General features: G+C 42.1%; 21 protein-coding genes. 13 read left to right on the top strand and 8 right to left on the bottom strand.

Annotation, left to right across the window (positions count from 1 at the left end):
• Positions 1–80 precede the first annotated feature (80 nt).
• Entirely contained in the window at positions 81–209 is a 129-nt protein-coding gene (locus tag IGI82_RS10475; RefSeq protein ID WP_005236316.1) for a hypothetical protein, read from the top strand.
• Between the two features lie 79 nt (positions 210–288).
• Here IGI82_RS10475 and spxB read toward each other — a convergent pair whose 3' ends face one another.
• The 3 genes from spxB to IGI82_RS10460 all read right to left on the bottom strand — a co-directional run bounded on the left by spxB (position 289) and on the right by IGI82_RS10460 (position 3508).
• Positions 289–2022 carry a pyruvate oxidase gene (gene spxB, locus IGI82_RS10470; protein ID WP_438842187.1) on the bottom strand — a complete coding sequence of 578 codons (1734 nt, stop codon included), beginning with the start codon at positions 2020–2022 and terminating at the stop codon, positions 289–291.
• A gap of 127 nt (positions 2023–2149) precedes the next feature.
• Positions 2150–2842, bottom strand: a complete 693-nt coding sequence (locus IGI82_RS10465) for an N-acetylmannosamine-6-phosphate 2-epimerase (protein WP_015509858.1) — start codon at positions 2840–2842, stop codon at positions 2150–2152.
• A 180-nt stretch (positions 2843–3022) separates the two neighbouring features.
• On the bottom strand, positions 3023–3508 hold the full coding sequence (locus tag IGI82_RS10460; RefSeq protein ID WP_005230125.1) for a MerR family transcriptional regulator: 486 nt from the start codon (positions 3506–3508) through the stop codon (positions 3023–3025).
• Positions 3509–3645: 137 nt separating this feature from the next.
• Here IGI82_RS10460 and IGI82_RS10455 point away from each other — a divergent pair, with 137 nt between their 5' ends.
• Both IGI82_RS10455 and IGI82_RS10450 read left to right on the top strand, forming a co-directional pair.
• Positions 3646–5124, top strand: a complete 1479-nt coding sequence (locus IGI82_RS10455) for an MDR family MFS transporter (RefSeq protein WP_438842186.1) — start codon at positions 3646–3648, stop codon at positions 5122–5124.
• Entirely contained in the window at positions 5121–5828 is a 708-nt protein-coding gene (locus IGI82_RS10450) for a DUF4811 domain-containing protein (RefSeq protein WP_087627584.1), read from the top strand. The genes IGI82_RS10455 and IGI82_RS10450 overlap by 4 nt, the downstream gene beginning before the upstream one ends.
• A 133-nt stretch (positions 5829–5961) precedes the next feature.
• Here IGI82_RS10450 and IGI82_RS10445 read toward each other — a convergent pair whose 3' ends face one another.
• Genes IGI82_RS10445 through IGI82_RS10435 form a run of 3 tightly spaced genes read right to left on the bottom strand, consistent with a single transcriptional unit; the run spans position 5962 to position 9330 of the window.
• Entirely contained in the window at positions 5962–7116 is a 1155-nt protein-coding gene (locus IGI82_RS10445) for a pyridoxal phosphate-dependent aminotransferase (RefSeq protein WP_438842185.1), read from the bottom strand.
• A 17-nt stretch (positions 7117–7133) separates the two neighbouring features.
• On the bottom strand, positions 7134–7856 hold the full coding sequence (locus IGI82_RS10440) for an amino acid ABC transporter ATP-binding protein (protein ID WP_005230134.1): 723 nt from the start codon (positions 7854–7856) through the stop codon (positions 7134–7136).
• A complete protein-coding gene (locus tag IGI82_RS10435; RefSeq protein WP_005230136.1) occupies positions 7849–9330 on the bottom strand; it encodes an ABC transporter substrate-binding protein/permease in 1482 nt (493 codons plus the stop codon). The genes IGI82_RS10440 and IGI82_RS10435 overlap by 8 nt, the downstream gene beginning before the upstream one ends.
• Positions 9331–9745: 415 nt before the next feature.
• On the opposite strand from IGI82_RS10435, the gene IGI82_RS10430 reads away from it, so the two are divergent.
• The 5 genes from IGI82_RS10430 (at position 9746) to IGI82_RS10410 (ending at position 14703) form a co-directional block, all read left to right on the top strand.
• On the top strand, positions 9746–10408 hold the full coding sequence (locus IGI82_RS10430; protein WP_087627582.1) for a 2,3-bisphosphoglycerate-dependent phosphoglycerate mutase: 663 nt from the start codon (positions 9746–9748) through the stop codon (positions 10406–10408).
• A gap of 103 nt (positions 10409–10511) precedes the next feature.
• Positions 10512–10778: an ACT domain-containing protein gene (locus IGI82_RS10425; RefSeq protein ID WP_005230142.1), complete on the top strand. Its 267-nt coding sequence runs from the start codon at positions 10512–10514 to the stop codon at positions 10776–10778.
• A gap of 8 nt (positions 10779–10786) precedes the next feature.
• Entirely contained in the window at positions 10787–12136 is a 1350-nt protein-coding gene (locus IGI82_RS10420; protein ID WP_438842184.1) for a PFL family protein, read from the top strand.
• Positions 12137–12276: 140 nt separating this feature from the next.
• Positions 12277–13869 (top strand): TPM domain-containing protein, encoded by a 1593-nt coding sequence (locus IGI82_RS10415; RefSeq protein WP_375819691.1) that lies wholly within the window; start codon positions 12277–12279, stop codon positions 13867–13869.
• A 216-nt stretch (positions 13870–14085) separates the two neighbouring features.
• A complete protein-coding gene (locus IGI82_RS10410) occupies positions 14086–14703 on the top strand; it encodes an HAD-IA family hydrolase (RefSeq protein WP_005230151.1) in 618 nt (205 codons plus the stop codon).
• A 62-nt stretch (positions 14704–14765) separates the two neighbouring features.
• Here the strand turns inward: IGI82_RS10410 and IGI82_RS10405 are convergent, their stop codons facing one another.
• A complete protein-coding gene (locus IGI82_RS10405) occupies positions 14766–15647 on the bottom strand; it encodes a helix-turn-helix domain-containing protein (protein WP_438842183.1) in 882 nt (293 codons plus the stop codon).
• A gap of 247 nt (positions 15648–15894) precedes the next feature.
• Here IGI82_RS10405 and IGI82_RS10400 point away from each other — a divergent pair, with 247 nt between their 5' ends.
• From IGI82_RS10400 to IGI82_RS10385, 4 genes are read left to right on the top strand one after another with little or no spacing between them, the layout of a single operon-like run.
• Positions 15895–17436 (top strand): sugar ABC transporter ATP-binding protein, encoded by a 1542-nt coding sequence (locus IGI82_RS10400; RefSeq protein ID WP_438842182.1) that lies wholly within the window; start codon positions 15895–15897, stop codon positions 17434–17436.
• Positions 17436–18461, top strand: coding sequence for an ABC transporter permease (locus IGI82_RS10395; RefSeq protein ID WP_270290279.1), 1026 nt, complete (start codon positions 17436–17438; stop codon positions 18459–18461). The genes IGI82_RS10400 and IGI82_RS10395 overlap by 1 nt, the downstream gene beginning before the upstream one ends.
• Positions 18461–19483 (top strand): ABC transporter permease, encoded by a 1023-nt coding sequence (locus tag IGI82_RS10390; protein ID WP_074535261.1) that lies wholly within the window; start codon positions 18461–18463, stop codon positions 19481–19483. The genes IGI82_RS10395 and IGI82_RS10390 overlap by 1 nt, the downstream gene beginning before the upstream one ends.
• The gene (locus tag IGI82_RS10385) at positions 19470–20507 is read left to right on the top strand and encodes a rhamnose ABC transporter substrate-binding protein (RefSeq protein ID WP_333719222.1); all 1038 of its coding nucleotides are present in this window, start codon (positions 19470–19472) and stop codon (positions 20505–20507) included. Before IGI82_RS10390 ends, IGI82_RS10385 begins: the two co-directional genes overlap by 14 nt.
• Positions 20508–20555: 48 nt before the next feature.
• Here the strand turns inward: IGI82_RS10385 and IGI82_RS10380 are convergent, their stop codons facing one another.
• On the bottom strand, positions 20556–21413 hold the full coding sequence (locus tag IGI82_RS10380; RefSeq protein WP_438842181.1) for an AraC family transcriptional regulator: 858 nt from the start codon (positions 21411–21413) through the stop codon (positions 20556–20558).
• A 174-nt stretch (positions 21414–21587) separates the two neighbouring features.
• Between IGI82_RS10380 and rhaM the strand changes: the two genes are divergently transcribed.
• A complete protein-coding gene (gene rhaM, locus IGI82_RS10375) occupies positions 21588–21899 on the top strand; it encodes an L-rhamnose mutarotase (protein ID WP_438842604.1) in 312 nt (103 codons plus the stop codon).
• The last annotated feature ends 135 nt before the right edge of the window (positions 21900–22034 follow it).

Genomic DNA, 22034 nt, shown 5'->3' with positions numbered 1-22034 from the left:
GTAGTTGTTCGCAAACATAAAAGAAGTCAGGAACACTTCTTTTCAACCGACAGTATTGCTAAGAAATAGAGGTGGAATCGATGGATCAAAAAGAAAAAATGTTAGAGCTAATCAAGAAAAAACAAGGCGGCGGCCGTTCAAAAAAAATGGAATCCCCAAAAAATGATCGAAAAAACATGCGTAAAGGCCCGAAAATTTATAATAAGTAAGGCGATGCATTAGAAACATGAAATGGTTGATGAAAAAAAAGAGAGAAGGACAGGATTTCTGTCTTTCTCTCTTTTTTATTTACTCTTGAGAATCCACGTACAACTCACTCAAAGCTGGCAGATCATGAACTTGGTATTTTGCTTTAAAAGCTGCGATTTCTTCAGCGCTGAAGCGGTTCGGATCAAGTTTCAGTTCTTCGACAGGAAGAGGGCGTTCGTTAGCGATCTTGACATTGATCACCACAGGACCGTGGCTTTCTTTAGCTTGTGTAAAGACGGATGCTAATTCTTCTTCCTTCGTTACCGTGAAGCCTTTCGCACCCAATGCTTCCCCAACTTTACCAAAATCAGCACCGGCTAGTTGGACACCGAACTTGGTTTGCTCGGTATCTTCTTGCTCCGCTTCGATGAAGCCGAATGAGTCATTGGAAAAGACCACGTTGATGATTGGCAAATCATATTTCACTTGGGTGATGATGTCTTGCATTTGCATCGCAAAACCGCCATCCCCACTAAAGGTAAATACTTGGCGATTCGGATAGCTCAATTGAGCTGCGATCCCACCAGGTACACCATTGCCCATTGTCGCAAACCAGCCAGACGTTGTGAAACGCTGTTCACCCGTCATTTCTAAATGACGGATACTGTGAATCGTCACATTACCGACATCCGTGACAAACAGGGCATCAGGAGCTGCAATTCGGTTGATTTCTCGATAGACAGGTTCAGGACGCAAAGGAACTTGCGAATCATGGTAAAAATGATGGCGCCATTCATGCCAATTGCGACAGTTTTCTTGATTGGCTTTTAACCAAGCATCTGCAGGACGAGGGGCTGCCATCTCTGTCCATTTTCTAAGAGCGGTCGCACCATCTCCTAAAACGGAGACATCCGTCTGATGACGACGACCAAATTTCGAGGCGTCGATATCAACTTGGATAAAGTTGGCACCAGGATTGAAAAAGCGGCGGCCAAAAGGGAAGTCACTGCCGACAAAAACGATGAGATCGGCTTCTGCCAAAGCTTCATTGGCAGGTTTTGTCGCAACCCGTCCAGCAAATCCAAGAAAGTTTTCATAAAGATCAGGCACGATGCCTTTGGCTAAGACAGAAGCTGCGATAGGCATCGAGAAATGCTTAGAAAAAGCATCGATGGCATCAAAATGACCAAAGAGACCTTGTCCGATATAAAGGACGGGTTTTTTTGCTTGTTCAAAATAAGAAAGGGCAGCCTGTAAGTCCTCTTCATCAGGTTGGAGAACACCTGTCTTATGATTTTTTGCGGTTGCAATCTCCTGTTCGTCGATTTCTGCAAACCCGTAATCGACCGGGATCGTTACCACAGCGACTCCTTTAAATTTGTAGGCTGCTTTAATGGCTTCGTCCACCACGTGGGGCAAACTTTCAGGGGACATGACCGTGCGATTGTAGATACTGACATCAGCGAACATCGGATTTTCATTCATTTCTTGAAAATCATTGTAGTTCATCGAGCTCGAAGCTACTTGTCCTAACAAGGCAACGACGGGCACGTTATCCATTTGAGCATCATATAAGCCATTGATCAAATGGGTGGCACCCGGACCAGCAGAACCAAAAACCGCACCGACTTTTCCCGTTAGCTTGGCATCAGCCGCTGCTGCCAGCGCACCTGCTTCTTCATGACGTACTTGAATATACTTGACCGATTGCCGTTCATGGTACAAAGCATCCATCGTTGAGTTGAAAGATCCACCGGGGATTCCATAGATATGGTCGATGCCCCAAGCTTCAAAAACCTTGATCATTGCTGTACCAGCATTGATTTTTGTCATTTTCTTCACTCGCTTTCTCTGTTGTCATTCGTTCTCTTTTAAGTATAAACGTTTCTCAAAAAGACAACAAAGAATGCGCCTTCTGTCACAAGGCGCAGTGAAAGACTTATTTTAGGAAATGAACGACTCAGTTGCGCAGCTCTTGCACGAATCGGCTGGCGATCTCTTTTGGTCGGGTGATGGCACCACCAACCACGATACCCGTCACACCCATATCTTGGATTTTCTTTGCTTGTTTCGGGGTGTGGATCTTGCCTTCGGCTATCACTGGAACCTTTGCCGCAACCAATTGCTGGATCAATTGATAATCTGGTTCGTCAATGGTGGGACTATTCGCCGTATAGCCGGACAAAGTTGTACCAACAAAATCGACGCCCGCTTCAAAGGCATTGATGCCTTCCTCATAGGTGGCGATATCTGCCATGAGTAGTTGATGGGGATAAAGAGTTTTGATTTGTTTGATAAAGGCATTGACCGTCAAGCCATCGTGACGTTTGCGCAAGGTGCAGTCCAAAGCGATCACCGCAATCTGTAAAGCTGCTAATTCGTGCACCTCTTTGATGGTCGCTGTGATAAATGGTTCTTCAGGTGGATAGTCTTTTTTGATGATTCCGATGATCGGCAGATCAACAGCGGCTTGGATTTCGCGAATATCGCGAACGGAATTGGCACGGATGCCAACAGCTCCAGCTTCTTGAGCTGCTTTTGCCAATAGGGGCATGACACCGCCGTTTTCGGTATACAAGGGTTCTCCAGGCAATGCTTGACAAGAAACAATCAACCCGCCCTTGATTTGTTGGGTAAAGACTTCTTTTTCCATTTATATGACACTTCCCATTCTGATAAAGGTTCGTTTCTCCCTTCGACTATATCATGAGGTTTTTTGCTTGTAAATGAATCAACACCTCTTTGAATCAAAGGCAAGACATTCAAAAAACGTGCAGCAAGCATCATTGTCATGGATACTTGCTGCACGTAACGAATAGGCTAGGCAGATTTTTTATTCTGCTTGTTTTGACGTGCATTGCTTGAACTTTTCAAAATCGATCGTTTGATTAGCAGGCAGCACTTCGTATTGCAATCGTTCTGTTTCTTCATCGTGAATGATATGGAGGATTTTTCCTTCGTCATCTACTGGTCCCAGACTGATGATCGTAAAGCGTTCATTGATGACTTCTAAATTTTGTAAAACCCCAGAAAACACTTTGCGAATATGATGGGCGGTTTTGATTTTTTTGTCCGCTTTTTCAACAGCCTTGGCCAACGTAAAGCCTTCATCTAAAAACGTTTTGATCATTTCCACTTTGACGACCGTGGGCAGTCGGTATTTTCGTGGGGCATTTTCTTCTTGTGGGACCGATTGAATAAATCCTTTTTGTTCCCAATAACGCAATTGGCGAGGGGAGATATCACACATTTGGCTAAGTTCGCTGATGCCGACCAACAAGTTTTCATTATCAACGAGTTTTCGAAAAAGATGAGACATACGGACTCCATTCTTGTAAAGGTATTTGTTAATATTGTAACTTGTTTTACTTTTATGTCAAGTAGGTTGACAAATTTCAGGGAAAGATTTAAAGTAAAGGAGGTTTTATGAAAAATATACTGAAAAGAGTGTGAAATATGTCAACGAGTCGTCCTTTAGATATCTACGGCAAACCTTACAACCGTTCCTTACTGGTCATGGTTTTGCTGATCGGTACGTTTTGTACTGTTTTGAACCAAACATTGTTAACAACGGCTTTTCCAACTTTGATGGATGCCTTTGACATCTCAGCATCTGATGTTCAATGGCTGACCACTGGTTTCTTGCTGGTCAATGGGATCATGATCCCGATCACCGCATGGCTGATCAACAAGTTCAGCTCGAGAAGTCTTTACTTAACGGCAATGAGCATCTTCCTTGCAGGAACGATCGCTTGTTTTGCTGCACCGAACTTTTCTACATTATTGATTGGCCGCTTAGTGCAAGCTGCCGGTGTAGGGATCTCGATGCCGCTTTTGCAAAATATCATGTTGTCGATCTTCCCACCAGAAAAACGCGGTTCAGCCATGGGCATGTCCGGAATCGTTATTGGGTTAGCACCAGCCTTAGGCCCAACGTTATCTGGTTGGATCATTGATCATTATGACTGGCGCTATTTGTTCGGAATGGTCATTCCGATCGTCGTTTTAGTCTTAGTCTTAGCGTTCTTTCTAATGAAGAGTGTAATTGAATTGTCGCATCCGAAAATCGATCTGTTCTCAGCGATTTTATCAACCCTTGGTTTTGGTACATTGCTCTATGGCTTTTCAAGCGTCGGCGACAAAGGGTGGGGCAGTATGGAAGTAATCGGTTTTCTAGCAGCCGGTGTCATTTTCATTGCTTTCTTTGCATGGCGTCAATTGCACATTGAGCATCCATTCTTAGAGTTGCGCGTGTTCAAATCAACGACCTTTACCTTGGCGTCGATCCTTTCAGGGGTCACGAATATGGCGATGATCGGTGCTGAAATGGTTCTCCCATTGTATATCCAAAACATTCGTGGTGAATCAGCGTTTCATTCAGGATTGATGTTATTACCAGGTGCTTTGATCATGGGGATCATGATGCCGATCACTGGTGCGATCTTTGATAAGTATGGTGCAAAACGTTTAGCTATCACCGGGATGTTTATCTTGACTGCCGCAACCTTACCATTTGCTTTCTTAACAAAAGATACACCGATTTTGCATATCATCATTCTTTATGGCATTCGGATGTTCGGGATCTCAATGGTGATGATGCCAGTAACGACTTCAGGAATGAATGCCTTACCTGGTCATTTGATCAGTCACGGTACCGCGGTAAACAATACGTTCCGTCAAGTAGCCAGCTCAATTGGTACGGCTATCTTGATCAGTGTCTTGACAAACGTCACCAAGGGCAACTTGCCAAGTGATTCTTTGCTGGATGCAACGCCTTTGGCATACAAAGAAAAAGCAATCGAAGCGACTTTATCTGGCTACCATGCCGCCTTTTATGTGGCAGCGGTCTTTAGCTTCTTAGGATTCTTGATCGCATTCTCCTTAAAGAAAAAAGAACCACGATTGACGGTTCTTGAAGGAGGTGCGGACAAATGATCTTGCTTTTGATCGTTCTTAGCGTGTTAGGGTTTGCGGTACTGAATGTCTTTGCTAAAAACAAGCTGCAAACAGGTTTATCATTGGTCTTAGGTCTAGTCTTCGTGGCAAGTGTCGTCGCATTGATGGCCAATTTGACCTATCATTTTGGAATGGAAAAAGAAACGACTGCTAAAACAACCGCACTGGTTTCTAGTGCCGATAACGAGAATTTTGATTTGCTATTGTATCAGCCATTAGGAGATGGTACGGAAAAAATCTACCTGTATAAAACGGATGCTGATCAAGAGGAACCAAAACAAACTGGTACTGATAAAGTGACCAATGTCGTGGAAACAGGGGCTGATTCAGCTCGATTAGAAACAAAAACGACGCGCTGGGTTTATAAAAGTGACCTATCACGCTTCTTGTTCGGGATCGCTGATAACGATGGACAATATGTCAGCCGTACCAATACGTTCTCATTGCCAGATTCATGGGAAGTCTTGAGTGTGGATCAAGCAAAAAAACTGGCTTCTTTAGCGAAAGAACAAGCGGACACCATGAAAACACAAGGACAAGCGTATGTCCAAGAAAAAATGCAAGCTGCATTAATGGCTGATCCAACTATGGATGAGGCAGCCCAAAAAGCAAAAATCGCTGAATTGACAGAAGCTTATCAAAAAGAAGCGATGGCAAAACTGCTGGAAGAAGCAAAAAAGTAAAAACGAGCAGATAGTCAGGGGACGGAAGAATCCAATCGGATTCTTCTGTCCCTTTTTTATATGGAACGTGATACTTTTGAAAAACGGCTGCCACTAAAAAAAACCCACACACTAGAAGTGAGTGGGATTTTCTTTAGTCAAATGAGCACGCGGCAATGCGGTCGAAAGCTTCTTTTAACAAGTCCAACGATTGGGTGGCAGCTAAGCGAACATAGTCATCGCCGGTCGTTTCTCCAAAGGCTTTCCCAGGAATCATCAGCACACTGGTTTCTTTTAATAATTTCTCGACAAAGCTGACAGAGTCCAACCCCGTTTGTTCAATGTTGATGAAGGCATACATGCTTCCTTTGACAGGGGATAAGGAAAGGAAGGGGATCTCAGCAACCCGTTGTTCAATGTAAGTCAGTCGTTCCTTAAAGACAGCAACCACTTGCGGCACGAGGGTATCATAGTGATTCAATGCGTAAATACCTGCCCGTTGTGAAGGGGTTGGTGCCGAATAGGCGATCGCCTCATTGATCAGTTTTGCCGTAAGATTGATCGATTCAGGTGCGATCATGTAGCCGATCCGCCAGCCAGTCATGGCAAAGGCTTTTGAGAAACTGCTGAATGTGATGGTGTTCTCAGGTGCGAAGGCTGCCATCGGTACAAAGGTATCATCAAAGCAAAAGGCTTCATAAACTTCATCCGAGAGGATCAGCAAGTCATGGTCAATGGCAACTGCTGCGATTTTTTCAAAAGTTTCTGGAGAAAAAACAGCACCAGTAGGATTGTTTGGTGAATTGATAATGATCGCCCGAGTTTTCTCAGTGATGGCGGATTTTAAGACCTCGACATCGATTTGAAAACCATCTTTTTCAAAGGTCGGGATAAAGACCGGCACACCACCGACTAGTTCGACTTGTTGTTTGTAAGGCGAAAAGTACGGTTCGTGAATAATCACTTCATCACCGGGATCAATGATGGCAGCCAAAGCTAAGTACATGCCATGCAATGCACCGACAGTTCCTCGTACTTGACTAGGAGAAAAAGTAAGCTGGTATTGCTTTTGGTAAAAATCAACGACAGTTTGGATAAAATCAGCACTGCCGTCTGAAGCGGTGTATTTTGTATGACCTGCTTTGACGTCAGCAAAAGCTGCTTCAATGATTGTCGCATCTGTAATCAAATCAGGATCACCAATCGACAAATCAATCAAATTTGGGGTTTTCTTCGCAAGAGTGGCGATCTCCATTAAAAGATTTTCTTCTGGTTGTAAAAAACGTTCTGCAATCAACGGACGGTTCATTTTGTCATCTCCAATTTCTATAAAACTTTGCTTAAAAAATCCTGTGTCCGCGCATTTTGCGGATGCTCAAAGATCTGTTCTGGTGTTCCTTGTTCTTGAATGATACCGTCAGCCATAAAGATGACACGATCGGCGACTTCTTTTGCGAAGCCCATTTCATGGGTAACGACGACCATCGTCATGCCTTTTTCTGCCAAAGCTTGCATGACCGTCAACACTTCTCCAACCATTTCTGGGTCCAATGCTGAGGTTGGTTCGTCAAAGAGCATTACATCAGGATCCATTGCCAACGCTCTAGCAATAGCCACCCGTTGCTGCTGCCCGCCAGAAAGGCTAGAGGGGTAACTATCCGCTTTTTCAGCTAAGCCAACTTGCTCCAGCAATCCTTTCGCTGTCTCTTCGGCAGCAGCTTGCTCTTGCTGTTTGACTTTGATCGGGCTGATAGTCAGATTTTCTAACACCGTTTTATGAGGGAATAAATTGAAGCTTTGAAAGACCATTCCCATTTTTTGACGAATCTGATCGATTTTCACCCCTTTTGCCAATAAATCATTGCCTTCGAAGGTGATTTTCCCGCCAGTCGGCTGTTCAAGAAGATTCAAGCAGCGTAAGAAAGTACTTTTCCCACTTCCTGAGGGTCCGATGATCACAACGACTTCACCAGGTGTCACTTCAAGATCGATTTCTTTTAAGACGGTATTCTCGCCAAATGTTTTCACTAATTTTTCAACTTTAATCACTAGTTTTCATTCTCCTTTCAGCAACACCCAATAGACGTGAGAGGGCGAAGGTCAATACAAAGTAGATCAATGATACGATAACGTATGGTAAAAATGGTTTGAAGCTGGCCCCTTGAACGACGCCTGTTTGGAAAATCAGTTCAGACACACCGATTACCGATACGACCGAAGACTCTTTGATGACCGTGACAAATTCATTTCCTAGAGCAGGCAAGATGTTTTTGATGGCTTGCGGGAAAATGATGAAGCGCATCGCTTGGATCTGATTCATGCCTAATGAACGAGCGGCTTCCAGCTGTCCTTTATTGACGGCATTGATCCCAGCACGAATGATTTCTGCCACATAGGCGGCACTGTTTAGTGCTAAGGCAATACAGCCAGCAGCTAACTTCGAAAGCTCTAAGCCTAACACGCCTGTTCCAAAGTATACAATAAATATTTGTACTAACAAAGGTGTTCCCCGAACATATTCAATATAGACAGCGGCAATGACTTTCAATGCTTTTGACTTAGAAAGCTTCATAAAGGCTAACAAGCTGCCACCGATAGAGCCGAATAATACCCCAACCAAGGCTAGGAAGATCGTATAGCCAGTTCCAGTGATGTAAAAAGGCAGATATTTTTCCCAAAAGCTTTGCTCTTCATCGATCGTGCCTTCTTCGGTAAACATCAATCGATAGGCATCTTCTTTGTATTGGCTTAAAAGATCATTACTAATGATAGTTTCAATGGAGGAATTGAGTTTTTCCAGTAAAACTGGCGCTTCTTTCGAGATGGCGATCGCGGTCTCCTTCACGCCGTTTTCAAACGTGACATTTTCGGCTAATGCCAAGGTATCATTCGCCGTCACATAAGCTTCAGCGACGGGACCTTCCATCACGATCGCATCGATCTTGCGTGATTTTAGATTGGTGATCAAATCAGGCACCCTTTGCAAAGAGGTGACGGTCGAGCCAGTCAATTCTGTATTTGCCAGCTCTTCTTGTGTGGTTTGTCGTTGTGCACCGACAGCTACACCATCAAAATCAGCCGTCGATTGGAAACGATCCGCATCTTCTGCTCGAACCAGGACGGTCTGTTGGACTTCCATATAGGTGTCAGTGAAATTGACTTCTTTACGGCGCTCATCCGTAGCAGCCATCCCAGAGATGACGACATCGATTTTACCCGTTTTTAGAGCCCCTAACAGCGCGTCGAACCCAAGCTCCTCAATTTTCAGATCGACCCCTAAGTCATCTGCAATTTTTTGGGCAATCGAGATATCGATCCCCACGATTTCATTTTTTCCATCAACATTGGCACGGAATTCATATGGTGCATAATCGGCAGATAAACCCACGACCAATACACCATTTTCTTTGACTTTTTCATAGATTGGATCGGTTTCTTCTGCATGTGCTTGTCCGACAAAGAAAAACGGCAGCAACGCTGTGATGATCCCTAATAAAACAGTACCCTTACTAAACCTTTTCATGTAAACGCCCCTTTAACTTTTTCTGCGCATCTATTAAAAATGCAAATAATAACTAATAAATGTATAAAAATACATATAAGTGATAGAAACTATCATAGCATAACATCAGTTGAAGTCAATAAGTCAGAGAAAAAAAGTCAAAAATTGTTGTAGAGCGTAAAACCATTTATTCAAATTATTTGCAATCCAAGGAAGAACAAAGTGGAGAAGGAACAGCAGCCATTTTCTATACACATCTATTTGAAAGGATGCTTAGAAAATAACGGATAGTGAAGAAAGAAAGCAGCTTCGCTTAAACGAGAAACAGGATCTGCAATGACAAAATAAAAAGTTGTCTGAAACAAAGCGGCAAAAACGAAACATAAGACATTTTTTGGATTTCTTGCGATAATAAAAGAGAAGAGGAGGCGATAGAATGAAGGTCGTATTGATTCGACATGGTGAAAGCGAAGCAAATTTTGAAAATTACTGGACAGGGTGGCTAGATGTTTCTCTGACCGAAAAAGGCCGACAACAAGCTTGGGCTGCGGGGGAACAGATCAAAGCATTGGGGATTTCCTTTGATTTTGCCTTTGCATCTGTGCTGCAGCGAACGATCATCACTTGCGATGCCGTTCTGGAAGCCAGCGATCAGCTTTGGGTCCCTGTGAAAAAAACATGGCGCCTAAATGAACGTCATTATGGCCAATTAGTAGGGGTCAATAAAGATGAGATGGTGGCAAAGTATGGAAAAGAACAGGTGCAAAAATGGCGACGTGGATATGATGAACCGCCTTTATATGTGGAGAAAAATGATTTAGACCGACGCTATGATTCTTTAGACCCTCGCTTGATACCTAAGGGAGAAAATCTGGGGATGGTGGTGGCGCGAGTAGTCCCATTTTGGCAAGACCAGGTGGTTCCGTTACTTAAAGATCATAAGAATATTCTCATTACTGGTCATGGGAACAGCTTGCGGGCGTTAGTCAAATACTTGGAAGACGTGCCAAAAGATGCCATGGATACGATCGATATTCCTAACGCACAGCCGATCATTTATGAGTTTGATAGCCAAGCAAATAGGATTGAACGGGCGTAATAACGAACATTTAAAGAATAAACCACAATTTCGTTTGATGTTACATCGAAAATGTGGTTTTGTTGTGCTATAATAAGAAAAATTTTATGAAAGGCGGGAGGATATGAAAGCCGTATTAACCGTTATTGGAAAAGACAAGGTTGGGATCATTGCTGGTGTTAGCCAGAAATTAGCAGAATTAGAAATCAATATTTTAGATGTGTCCCAAACAATCATGGAAGATTACTTCACGATGATGATGCTTTTAAACATGGATGCCAATCAGGATTTTGATGGTGTTCGTGAGGAGCTTCACCAAATTGGTCGTACATTAGGTGTAAAAATCAGCATTCAAAATCAAGAGATTTTTGATACCATGCACAAATTATAGGAGGCACTATGGAGACAAATCAAATACTTGAAACCATTCGCATGGTGGAAGAAGAAAACTTAGATATTCGTACCATCACAATGGGGATCTCATTATTGGATTGTATTGACGCCGACATTGATCGTACCTGTGAGAAAATTTTTCAAAAAATTACAACAAAAGCGAAAGATCTTGTCAAAGTCGGCGAAGAGATCGAAAGTGAATATGGCATTCCGATTATTAACAAGCGGATTTCGGTTACCCCTGTAGCGATCGTAGTGGCAGCTTGCCAGCCGACACCCGCAGACTGTATCAAAGTTGCGAAGACCTTGGATCGAGCGGCGCAAGAAGTCGGAGTAAATTTCATCGGCGGCTATAGCGCACTAGTAGAAAAAGGCTATCAAGGCGGCGACCTTGCATTGATCGAATCGATTCCAGAAGCCTTGGCTCAAACCAATTTTGTCTGTTCGTCGGTCAATATTGGATCAACGAAAGCTGGGATCAACATGGATGCAGTACGTCTGATGGGAGAAACAGTCAAGAAGACGGCTGAGGCATCAGATATGGGCTGTGCGAAGCTCGTCGTCTTTGCGAATGCAGTGGAAGACAATCCCTTTATGGCGGGGGCTTTTCACGGGGTCGGTGAAGCTGATGTGGAAATCAACGTTGGTGTCAGCGGACCTGGTGTCGTCAAACGTGCCTTGGAAAAAGTCAAAGGCGAGTCCTTTGATGTTGTGGCGGAAACAGTCAAAAAAACAGCTTTCAAGATCACGCGGATGGGGCAATTGGTCGGGCGCGTGGCTTCCGAGCGCTTGGGCGTTCCATTCGGGATCGTCGATCTTTCGTTGGCGCCAACTCCTGCAGTCGGCGATAGTGTGGCATTGATTTTAGAAGAAATGGGTCTAGAATCTGTCGGTACCCACGGAACGACAGCGGCTTTGGCCTTGTTAAATGATGCAGTAAAAAAAGGCGGCGTAATGGCATGTAACCATGTTGGAGGTCTGTCGGGTGCCTTTATCCCCGTTTCTGAAGACCCAGGGATGATCAAGGCTGTAGAAGCTGGTTTATTGAATTTAGAAAAACTTGAAGCCATGACGGCGATCTGTTCTGTCGGTTTGGATATGATTGCGATTCCAGGAGATACTTCTGCTGAGACGATCGCCGCAATGATTGCGGATGAAGCAGCGATCGGCGTCATCAACCACAAGACGACAGCTGTCCGAATCATTCCAGCGAAAGACAAAAAAATCGGCGACCGCATTGAATTTGGTGGATTATTAGGGACGGCACCAGTGATGAAAACCAATCCTGCACAGTCTACTGATTTCATTTTACGTGGGGGACGTATTCCCGCTCCGATCCATTCATTCAAAAATTAATTTGTACTTCTTTAATAGGAAAATATGATAAAATGACCTTTAAAAGACCGACCAAAATGCTGTCTTTTAAAGGTTTTTTAGTCATGTAACTATTTTTTTCATGCTTAAGGCGGATGTTTTATCATTTGAAATCGAATACAATGAAAGATAACACGATGAAAAGGGGTGGTAAAATGAAGAAAATCTTCCAACTTGGGATGTTGGTTTTTGTTGGTTTGATGGGATTTTTTGTCCTTCAACCATCAATTGCCTTTGGACAGACATTTGTTCGTGATGATGCCGGGGTCCTTTCACAAGAGACGATCAAACAAATCGATACTTTGAATAAAGAAGGCTTTCAATCATTGACTGGCGCGCCAGAATATGCTGTGATCACGATCCCTTCTTTAGATGGGCAATCGATTGAAGAGCGTAATTTGGAACTGTTCAATGAGTATGGTTTAGGAAATCCAGAGGACAATAATGGACTATTGTTTCTCTTTGCCATTGACGATCGTGAATTTCGTCTGGGTTATGGCGATGGACTATCCTATGTCTTCAGTGAGCTATCGGAAGATGATTTAGTGGATGAAGATGCCAAAGACGCATTACGAGATGAAGATTATGATACAGCGATATTGGCAGCTTCTAATGAAGTCTATCAGCGAATGAAAGAAGCGGATGAAACGATTGGTTTAGGGACGATCTATCAAGATGGCAAGCAAATGTTAGCAGAAAAACAGGCACAAGAAGCAGAAGCCACTAAGCAGATGTGGTTCACTATTGGTAAAATCGTCAGTGGTGTCGTAGCGGCAGCAGCTGCAGGCCTTGTCGGGTTCATCAGTTTTCGCCATCTTAAAACCAAACGGCGTTTTGGAGAGCACCTGCCATTGCCGAAACATCTGTTAGAAGATAGTCACTTCCAACAGAAAGATTTCTTGAAATGGGCTAGCAATAGAAAGAACTATCAGCGTTACCATCAGTATCAGACAGCAAAAGATTGTCAACAATCATTTACGCAGTATGTGACGAGGACTTATGTGCCAGCGAAATTGACTTCGGTCACTGGATTGTCGACAGCGGATAAACGAGTCATCCAACACGGCTTGACGAATCCAGCAATTGGCGCCTATTTTTCAAACTTGCTGATGAAGAAACAAACCACGGTCAAACATTTCGGTCAGGTGATCCTTACACAACATGACACCTTAAAAACCTATGAAGCCCAATTAGGCAGGGAAGTGACTGAACGGATGGCAGACTACGATTTGACTGATGCGGTGTTACCCGAAAATCTGTCTTTAGCAGATGCTTATCGAGCAGAAATAGCCAAGCAAGCCAAAGAAGAGATCAGAAGACGCAATGAGCAAGGGCGATACTTAGCTCAACTTGTGACGGAAAAAGCGACCTATCCTGAGATGGTACAAGCCATTCCAAAAGAAGTTTCTGATGTTCTAGCGGAAGTGAAAACAGATGCCTTGTTCCAAGTTGACTTGAAACAGGTTTATCAAAATCACCCAGATTTAGCGAACAAATTATCCTCATTTGATGCTTCTGATCGAGCAGCCGTTTTGAATAATGCTCGCCAAGAGTATGACCCCCATGGTATGAATATGGCGTTGTTCTTTGTAATGATGAATAATCATGTGACCCATCAAGAACAAGTCATTGCAGATACGCAAAGTTCTTCGAATGATTTTGGCGGTTTTAGCGGAGGAAGCAGTAGCGGTGGCGGTGTTTCTGGTAGCTGGTAATTTTTCGTAGTGAGGAACGTTCATTGTTCTGCAATGCATTCGCTTGCATGTAGGTTTGTGCAAGCGGAAGGATTGTATGGTCAATGGCGTTTTTTCTTGTAGAGGAAATCCCTTGATAAATAAGACAAACCAAACAAAGTGTGGTAAACTTTTTAGAGTTACTGAAAATGAATGGAACTTTCATTCATTTGAAAAAGGGAGAAAACGAGGGATATCATGTACCAATCTTACATATGGGATTTTGACGGAACACTTTACGACAGCTACCCAATCATGTTAAAAGCTTTTATCAAGACATTGAAGGAGTATGGCTTCGATCCAGATCCAGCGGAGATTTATTATATATTGAAAGATTCATCTTCCAAAAAAGTTGCTGAAAAATACAACTTAGATTTTCAAGAGTTCACTAAAGCATTCAAAGCAAATGAAGCGCTGGATGATCGTTTGCCGCTTTCCTTTGCAGGAACCAAAGAAACATTAGAAGCCGTGGTTGCTGCTGGGGGCAAGAACTACATTTTGACCCACCGCGATGTCGTCTCAACGAAAGAGTTGTTAGAAAAAGAGCAGATGGCAGACCTGATCGTTGAGATCGTTGGCCCAGAAAACAACTTCCCCCGCAAACCGGATCCAACTTCCCTGATTTATCTTGTTGAAAAGTATCAACTAGACAAAGATCAGACTGTCATGATCGGCGATCGCACGATGGATGTTTTTGCAGGACAAGGAGCAGGTGTCAAGACGATATTTTATGATATAGAAGGTCTCTTAAAAGATGTATCTGCCGACCATACCGTCCAATCAATGGCTGAAATACAAGAAATCATTAAGTCTTGAGAAATCAAGGCTTTTTTTGTGGTGAAAATGTTCTTTCCTGTCCATTGATAACGATCATGAAATTACTTGTCACAAAAGGTATGAGAACGTCGACTTTTTTTAAAATCGCTGGGTGAAATACCATAATAGGCTTTAAAGACTTGAAAGAATTGACTGCGATCAGAGTAACCTAATAAGATAGCAATTTGATCGATCGAATGATCAGTATGCAATAAGTATTCCTTAGCTTTTTCCATTTTTTGCATCTTGACATAATCAGAAAATTTCATGGATGTATTCTTTTTGAAAAAAGTGGATAGATAAGTGGGATTGTAATGAAAATGACGTGCCAATTTTTTTAGTGTGATCGAATTTAAGTGTAGCTCAATATAATCAATGATTCCTTGAATATCCACCGATTCTTTTTTGAAAAGATTGCAGGATGTAATCATCTCGTAGGACTGGCTGATGTCTTCAATCATGATTGCCAAAAACAAAGTAATGATTCGAGGGTTTTTGTCTTTTTTTTGCCACTCGTAGTAAAAATTGTTGAAAGAGTTTAACGGTGAGGTGTCTCGGCTTTTAAAATATATGTAAGGTGTTTTCATCGGTGTCTCGTAAACGAATGGAAAGAAAAAAGGACTTACTTGTTCGTTATTTTTTAAGGCTGGAAAAAGATCTTTTTTAATAAATTTAGGTGGTGCTTGAATAATCATGATCACATCATTGTCTGACTGATCGATATGAAAAGGAATGGAAGGCGATATCATTACGAAGTCATACCGATTGATTTTAATACAAGTATTTTCAATAAATAACGAACCCTGACCACTTCTTACATAAATAAAAATGGCCTCCTCGTAGTATTTTCTTTGAATCACTGTAGGGGAACCCTTCAATTTAGTCATTTTAAAGGACTGTTCGCCTTTAAGGGTTTGTGACTGATTTTTTTTCTCCTCGTTCATTATATGCACCCCTTTGCTAATCTCTCCCACTCAGTACAGGTGAAATTATAGCAAATTTTAGAAAGGATAATTTTCGTTGAAAGCGCTTTGACAATATTGGAACATATGATGCCAAGAAAGTGTCATTTATGCTGATTTTTCGAAAAAAAAACACTCACTGAACCAAAGAATCCCCCTCGTTTCCTCACCATGTACGGGCTATACTTTTCGTTATAGAAAACGATTTCAAAGGAGGTCATGAAAGAAGATGTCAGAAACAGTTTTAGAGCTTAGAGGTATCACTAAGACATTCCCTGGTGTCAAAGCACTTGATAATGTCCATTTCAAATTAGGCAAAGGCGAGATTCATGCACTGATGGGAGAAAATGGTGCAGGAAAATCAACCTTTATCAAAGTAATTACTGGCGTCCACCAGCCGGATGAAGGTGATATCTATCTTAACGGCAAGAAAGTATGTTTTAAAAATACCACCGAGTCAAGAGAAGCGGGAATTGCTGCCATTTACCAACACATCGTCGCATATCCTGATTTGACTGCTGCAGAAAATATTTTCTTGGGGCATGAGGTGACGAACGGTTTACTAAAAACACTTAACTGGAAGGCAATGAATGAGCAGGCGGATCGTCTTCTCAAAAGATTGAAAGCTAATTTTTCTGCAAAAGATCGGATGGGAGAGCTCTCAATCGCCCAGCAGCAGATTGTTGAAATAGCAAAAGCGCTCTCGCAGAAGGCCAATATCATTATCATGGATGAGCCTACTGCAGCTTTGACTGCTTCTGAAAGTGAAGAGCTTTATCAATTGGCGGAACGCTTGCGAGATGAGGGTAAATCGATCATTTTTATCTCTCATCGTTTTGAAGACATGTATCGCCTTGCTTCAAAAGTCACCGTTTTTCGGGATTCACAATATATTGGATGTTGGGATGTGAACGGAATCGCAAACCATGATTTAATCGTGGCGATGGTTGGCAGAGAAATCAACCAACTCTTTCCAAAACAAACGCTGACTCCCAAAGAAGAAGTACTTCGTGTGGAGCAACTGTCGAAGATTGGCTATTACAAAAATATTAATCTCAGTGTTCGAGCAGGAGAAATCGTAGCTCTGACCGGTTTAGTAGGAGCTGGAAGAACTGAAGTAGTGGAATCGATTGTTGGAATCAGCCAAGCGGATCAGGGAACGATTTATCTGGATGGGGAAAAATTCGTTCCGAAAAACCCAAACCATGCGCTCTCTCATGGAATCGGTCTGCTACCGGAAGACCGTCAAAAAGAAGGGCTGATTTTAGATTTTTCGATCGGTGACAATATTACTCTTTCCAACATGCGAAAAATTAGCAATTCAATTTGGCTAGCGCCCAAAAAAGAAAATCAGTTGGCTCAGGAGTTATCGAATAAGCTGGGAATTAAGTGTCGAAGTATCTCAGATAAAGCTTCCACGTTGTCAGGAGGGAATCAGCAGAAAATCGTTGTTGCAAAAATGCTTACCTCTTCTTTGAAGCTGATCATTCTCGATGAACCGACGAAAGGAGTAGATGTCGGAGCTAAAGCGGCTATCTATGAAATTGTCAGCGATCTTGCTTCTAAAGGTTATGCAGTTCTAATGATCTCTTCGGAGATGCCTGAAGTTTTGGGCATGGCTGATCGTATCTATGTCATGAAGGAAGGGAAAATCACTGGCGAGATGTCAGTGGAAGAAGCCACACAGGAACGTATTCTGGCCCTTGCGATGATCGCCCAGGATGTTGAGAAGGTATCCAGCAGCTCTGAAAAAATAAAGGAGGTTATGTAATGGAACTTAATGAGTTGCAAAAGCAAAACGGATTTGGCATCAAGCGATTAAAAGATAAACTTCCTAATTCACGGGAACTTGGATTGATCTTATTTATTTTAGTAGCATCAGTATTTATCCAAACTCAAAACAGCAGTTTTCTGACAATGGTCAATTTGACCGATATGTTGACCAACACTTCTATTTTGGCTATTTTGGCTGTGGGAATGATGATGGTTTTGATCACAGGCGGAATCGATCTTTCTGTGGGGGCAGTTGTTGCTTTATCTGGGATGTCCTCAGCGGTTTTTATCCGAGATTTTCCGAACATCCCGGTTATAGTTGCCGTGCTCGTGGGGCTTTTCGTGGGGCTTTTCTCAGGACTGGTCTTAGGCCTTTTGATTGCCAAAGGAAGGATCCTGCCGATTATTGCCTCACTGGGGATGATGAATGTCTATCGCGGTTTAACCTACATCGTTGGTGATAATCAATGGGTCAGTGCTTTTCAAATGACTGATGCTTTTAAAGAGATCGCAACAGGTTCATTTTTAGGTATAAATCATTTGATTTGGGCAGCTTTCATCGTTCTGGCAGTCTTCTATTATATTTTGAATTTTACTAGAAGTGGACGTCGCATGTATGCTGTGGGATCCAATGAAGAGGCTACGGCGATCACAGGGATCAGTAAAGAAAGAACGTTGATTCTTGTATACATGCTCAATGGTTTGCTTGCTGGCTTAGCGGGTGTTTTATGGGTCAGTAAGTTTGCTTCTGCACAAGGAGATACTGCTTCTGGGTATGAATTAAACGTGATTGCAGCTTGCGTATTAGGGGGTGTTAGTGTTAATGGAGGCGTAGGGAAAATTTCTGGCTTGATTACGGGGGCATTACTTTTCGGTATCTTGAATAATGCTTTGCCGTTGTTAAATGCGTCAACCTTTTGGGAGGATGCGATTCAAGGAGTGGTCATCGTTGCTGCTATTGTAATGAATGTATTAATGAAACGCCGGTCGGATGCTGCCGCACTGAAAAGGAGAGAATTGTAATGGCTAAAAGAAAAGAGACCGTTCCAGATTATGAAAAATCCCCATGGATGAGATTTCTTTTTTCTTGGGAATTTATTCTGCTTTTGATACTGGTGGGAATCCAGATAATGAACAGTATGATTTCACCAAATTATTTAAACGCAGGTTCCATAAGTACAGCGATGATGAATTTCCTTGATAAATCTTTTATGATTTTTCCTATGACGATGATTTTACTTCTGGGGGAGATCGATATCTCTATCGGTTCAACCGTTGCTTTATCAGCGGTCGGCATGGGACTGGTTTATCAGCAGACCGGATCTATGGTAATTGCCATCGTTGCCTGTCTTATACTGGCATCTGTCTGTGGTTTGCTTAACGGGATCCTCGTCAATTTATTTCCTGAGTTGCCAACGATGATCATCACTTTGGCAACGCTAACGATTTACCGAGGGCTTGCTTATATATTATTGGAGAATCAGTCGATCTCAGGCTTTCCGGATTGGTTCCAACAATTGGGATGGGGAAAATTAGGGGAGATACCGCTGATTGCTCTTGCCTTTGGTTTTACAGCAATTGTTTTTTGTTTGATTATGACGAAGACAGCTTTTGGAAGAGAACTATATGCGATGGGAAGCAACAAAAAAGCAAGTTTGTTTTCAGGAATCAAAACGAAAAAGAATCTTTTAATCGTCTATACACTAATGGGGGCTATGGCTGGAATCACCGCTTTATTTTTGTCTTCAAGAATGTCTAGCGTTCGGGCAGATATTGCCTCTGGTTACGAGTTGGAAGTGATTTCCATGTGTGTCCTTGGCGGAATCAGTACTAGTGGAGGCAAAGGAAAAGTTTTTGGGCCGATTTTAGGAACCTTTATCATTGGTTTCTTAAGGTATGGTTTGGGAATCATCAATCTGCGAGCGCAGACGATTACGATGATTTTAGGTGTATTGCTGATTATCAGCGTTTTAATTACTAGGTTTGATCTATCAAAAATCTCAACTAAATGGATGAAAAGAGGGACAATCAATGAAACTAAGTAAATGGATCGGTTTATCAATCGCCACAGCTGTCATGTTTTTAGCTGCTTGCGGCGATGGGCAGGAAAGTGCTGGAAATGTAGAGAATTCATCTGGAACTTACGCAATCGTGGCTAAAAGTGCTGGCAACCCGTTTAATGAGAAACAGATTGAGGGCTTCAAGAAGGCGATTGAAGAGCAAGGGTATCAAGTCATTGAAAAAACACCAGATCAGCCCACGGCAGAGCAGCAGATCAATATAATTCAAGAGTTGATCACACAAGGCGTGGATGGAATCGCCATCGCAGCAAACGATGAGAACGCATTGCAGCCTGCATTAAAGCAAGCAATGGATCAAGGCATTGCTGTCACGAGCTTTGACTCTGCAGTCAACCAAGAATCAAGACAGGCTCATGTAAATCAAGCCGACCCGAAAGCGATTGCTGTTGCAATGATGGATGCTGTCTTAGATCTGGCAGGAGGAGAGGGACAATTTGCAATTCTTTCCGCCACCAGTACTGCCACGAATCAAAATACTTGGATTGCTGGGATGGAAGAACTGATGGCAGAAGATGAAAAATATGCCGGACTTGAGCTTGTAAAAATTGCTTATGGAGATGACCTGAGAGATAAATCTACTTCTGAAACAGAGGCATTATTGCAATCTTTTCCTGATTTAAGGGTGATCATGTCACCTTCTACCGTCGGTATCGCAGCTGCCGCTAAAGTTGTTCAAGACAAAGGCGTTTCGGACAATATTAAAGTCACAGGACTGGGGCTTCCTTCTGAAATGGCAGCATACATTGACAATGATGTCTGCCCATATATGTATCTTTGGAATCCTATCGATATTGGCTATATGACCGGTTATTTGTTGACCGCATTGGCACAAGAAGACATTAGCGGTTCCGTAGGGGAAACATTTGAAGCAGGAGATTTAGGAACGAAAGAAATCACCGAAGCACCTGATGGCGGCACAGAGTCCTTCCTAGGAGAGCCGTTCCGATTTGATAGCAGCAACATCGACGAATGGAAAGAAGTCTATTAAAAAAATGGCAAAAAGAGTGCTTGAGGGAAACAAGCACCTTTTTGCATCTTAATCTGATTTACGGTAGTTTAATGGAGTCATACCAGTTCTTTTTTTGAAGAGACGACTGAAGTAAGATGAGTTTTTGATGCCGATTACCTCACTGATTTCTTTCATACTGAGTGAGGTAAATCGCAGCAGTTCTTTTGCATAAGATATTTTAGCTAAGAGATGGTATTCGATTGGCGGTACTCCTTGAAATTTCGTAAATTCTTTGCTGAGATGAAATTTATCACGATTGAAAGCTGTGGCTAGTTCGTCAAGGGTAACGGTTCTAGTGAGATTTGCTTCTAAATATGCACGAATCTCTTTAATATGGTAGGGAATGTCATCCTCAAAATCATTGGAATGATACTTGTTGAGGATAACCTCATTTAAGAGTTCGTGGATCAACAAAGATACTTTGAATTCGCTCTTACCGCTTTTTTGCAAGAGCTGGTTTTGTATTTTTTGGATGATGGCTGGAATTTTTGAATTTGCAGACTGACATTTATTTGATCCTGATCGAAGAAAATAGTTGTAAAAAGTTTCTGTACCAAGACCATAAAAGTGAATCCAATCCATCTCCCATGGCTCATTACTGGAGGTGAAATAATGCTGGTATCTTTTGCAATCGATCAAAAAGAAACTATTTTTTTCAAGAGTATAGGTACTTCCTTCATAAAAAAGTGTTCCTTGCCCACTATGGGTAAATTTCAATAGGTAGGAAGTGTAATTTTCTCTTTCAGTAAAATAAGGTTTAGACGCCTTGAAATGACCAGTTTCTTGAACGTAGAAAAGCAGTTCTTTACACATCTGGCTAGGTGTTTCTATTAAATAAAGAGAATCTGGTGACCAATTTCGGTGATCATTTTGCCAGTAGGACATAAGTTTCCTCCTAATTTTTTCTATTTTAAGAGTAAACGGATAATGTTAGGGTTGTCAAGAGACTAAAATCCCCCCAAAAGAAGTATGGTCGAAAAGAATATGAGAATCATATATTATAAAATTGACAGGTAATAGTGAAGGAGTGAAGATGTGACGATCAAAAAAGCGATCCGAATGAAATTGCTTGATGGGTATCAAGAACTTTATAAAAAACGTCATGACGAGTTATGGCCTGAAATGGTAGATATGCTTTCCCAGCATGGTGTTCAAAGCTATGAAATCTACTTAGATCCTAAGACAAATGATTTGTTTGGTATTTTAGAAATAACTGATGAGAAGCTTTGGGCACAAGCATCAAGGACGAAAGTCAATCAAAAATGGTGGGCTTTTATGGAGGATATCATGGAAACAAATCCTGATTCTTCTCCCGTTTCTGTGTCATTGTTGAATGTCTTTCGTCTGGAAGAACATAGGAAAAATAAGTAATCAAAAAATCTGTTTAAAAAATCCCAAGAGTTCTGGGAAGCGTTGGATGTCTTTTAATTCTTAACTCTGACCTCTTATTCATGGTTAGGTCCTTGAAACTCAGTGAAAATCAGCGAATCATAAAAACCTCTTACA

It is taken from the genome of Enterococcus sp. AZ067, from assembly GCF_051715005.1.
Taxonomy (GTDB): Bacteria; Bacillota; Bacilli; order Lactobacillales; family Enterococcaceae; genus Enterococcus_D; species Enterococcus_D casseliflavus.
The sequence above is the reverse complement of the archived record's forward strand: the minus strand, read 5'-3'. Positions and strand labels throughout refer to the sequence as shown.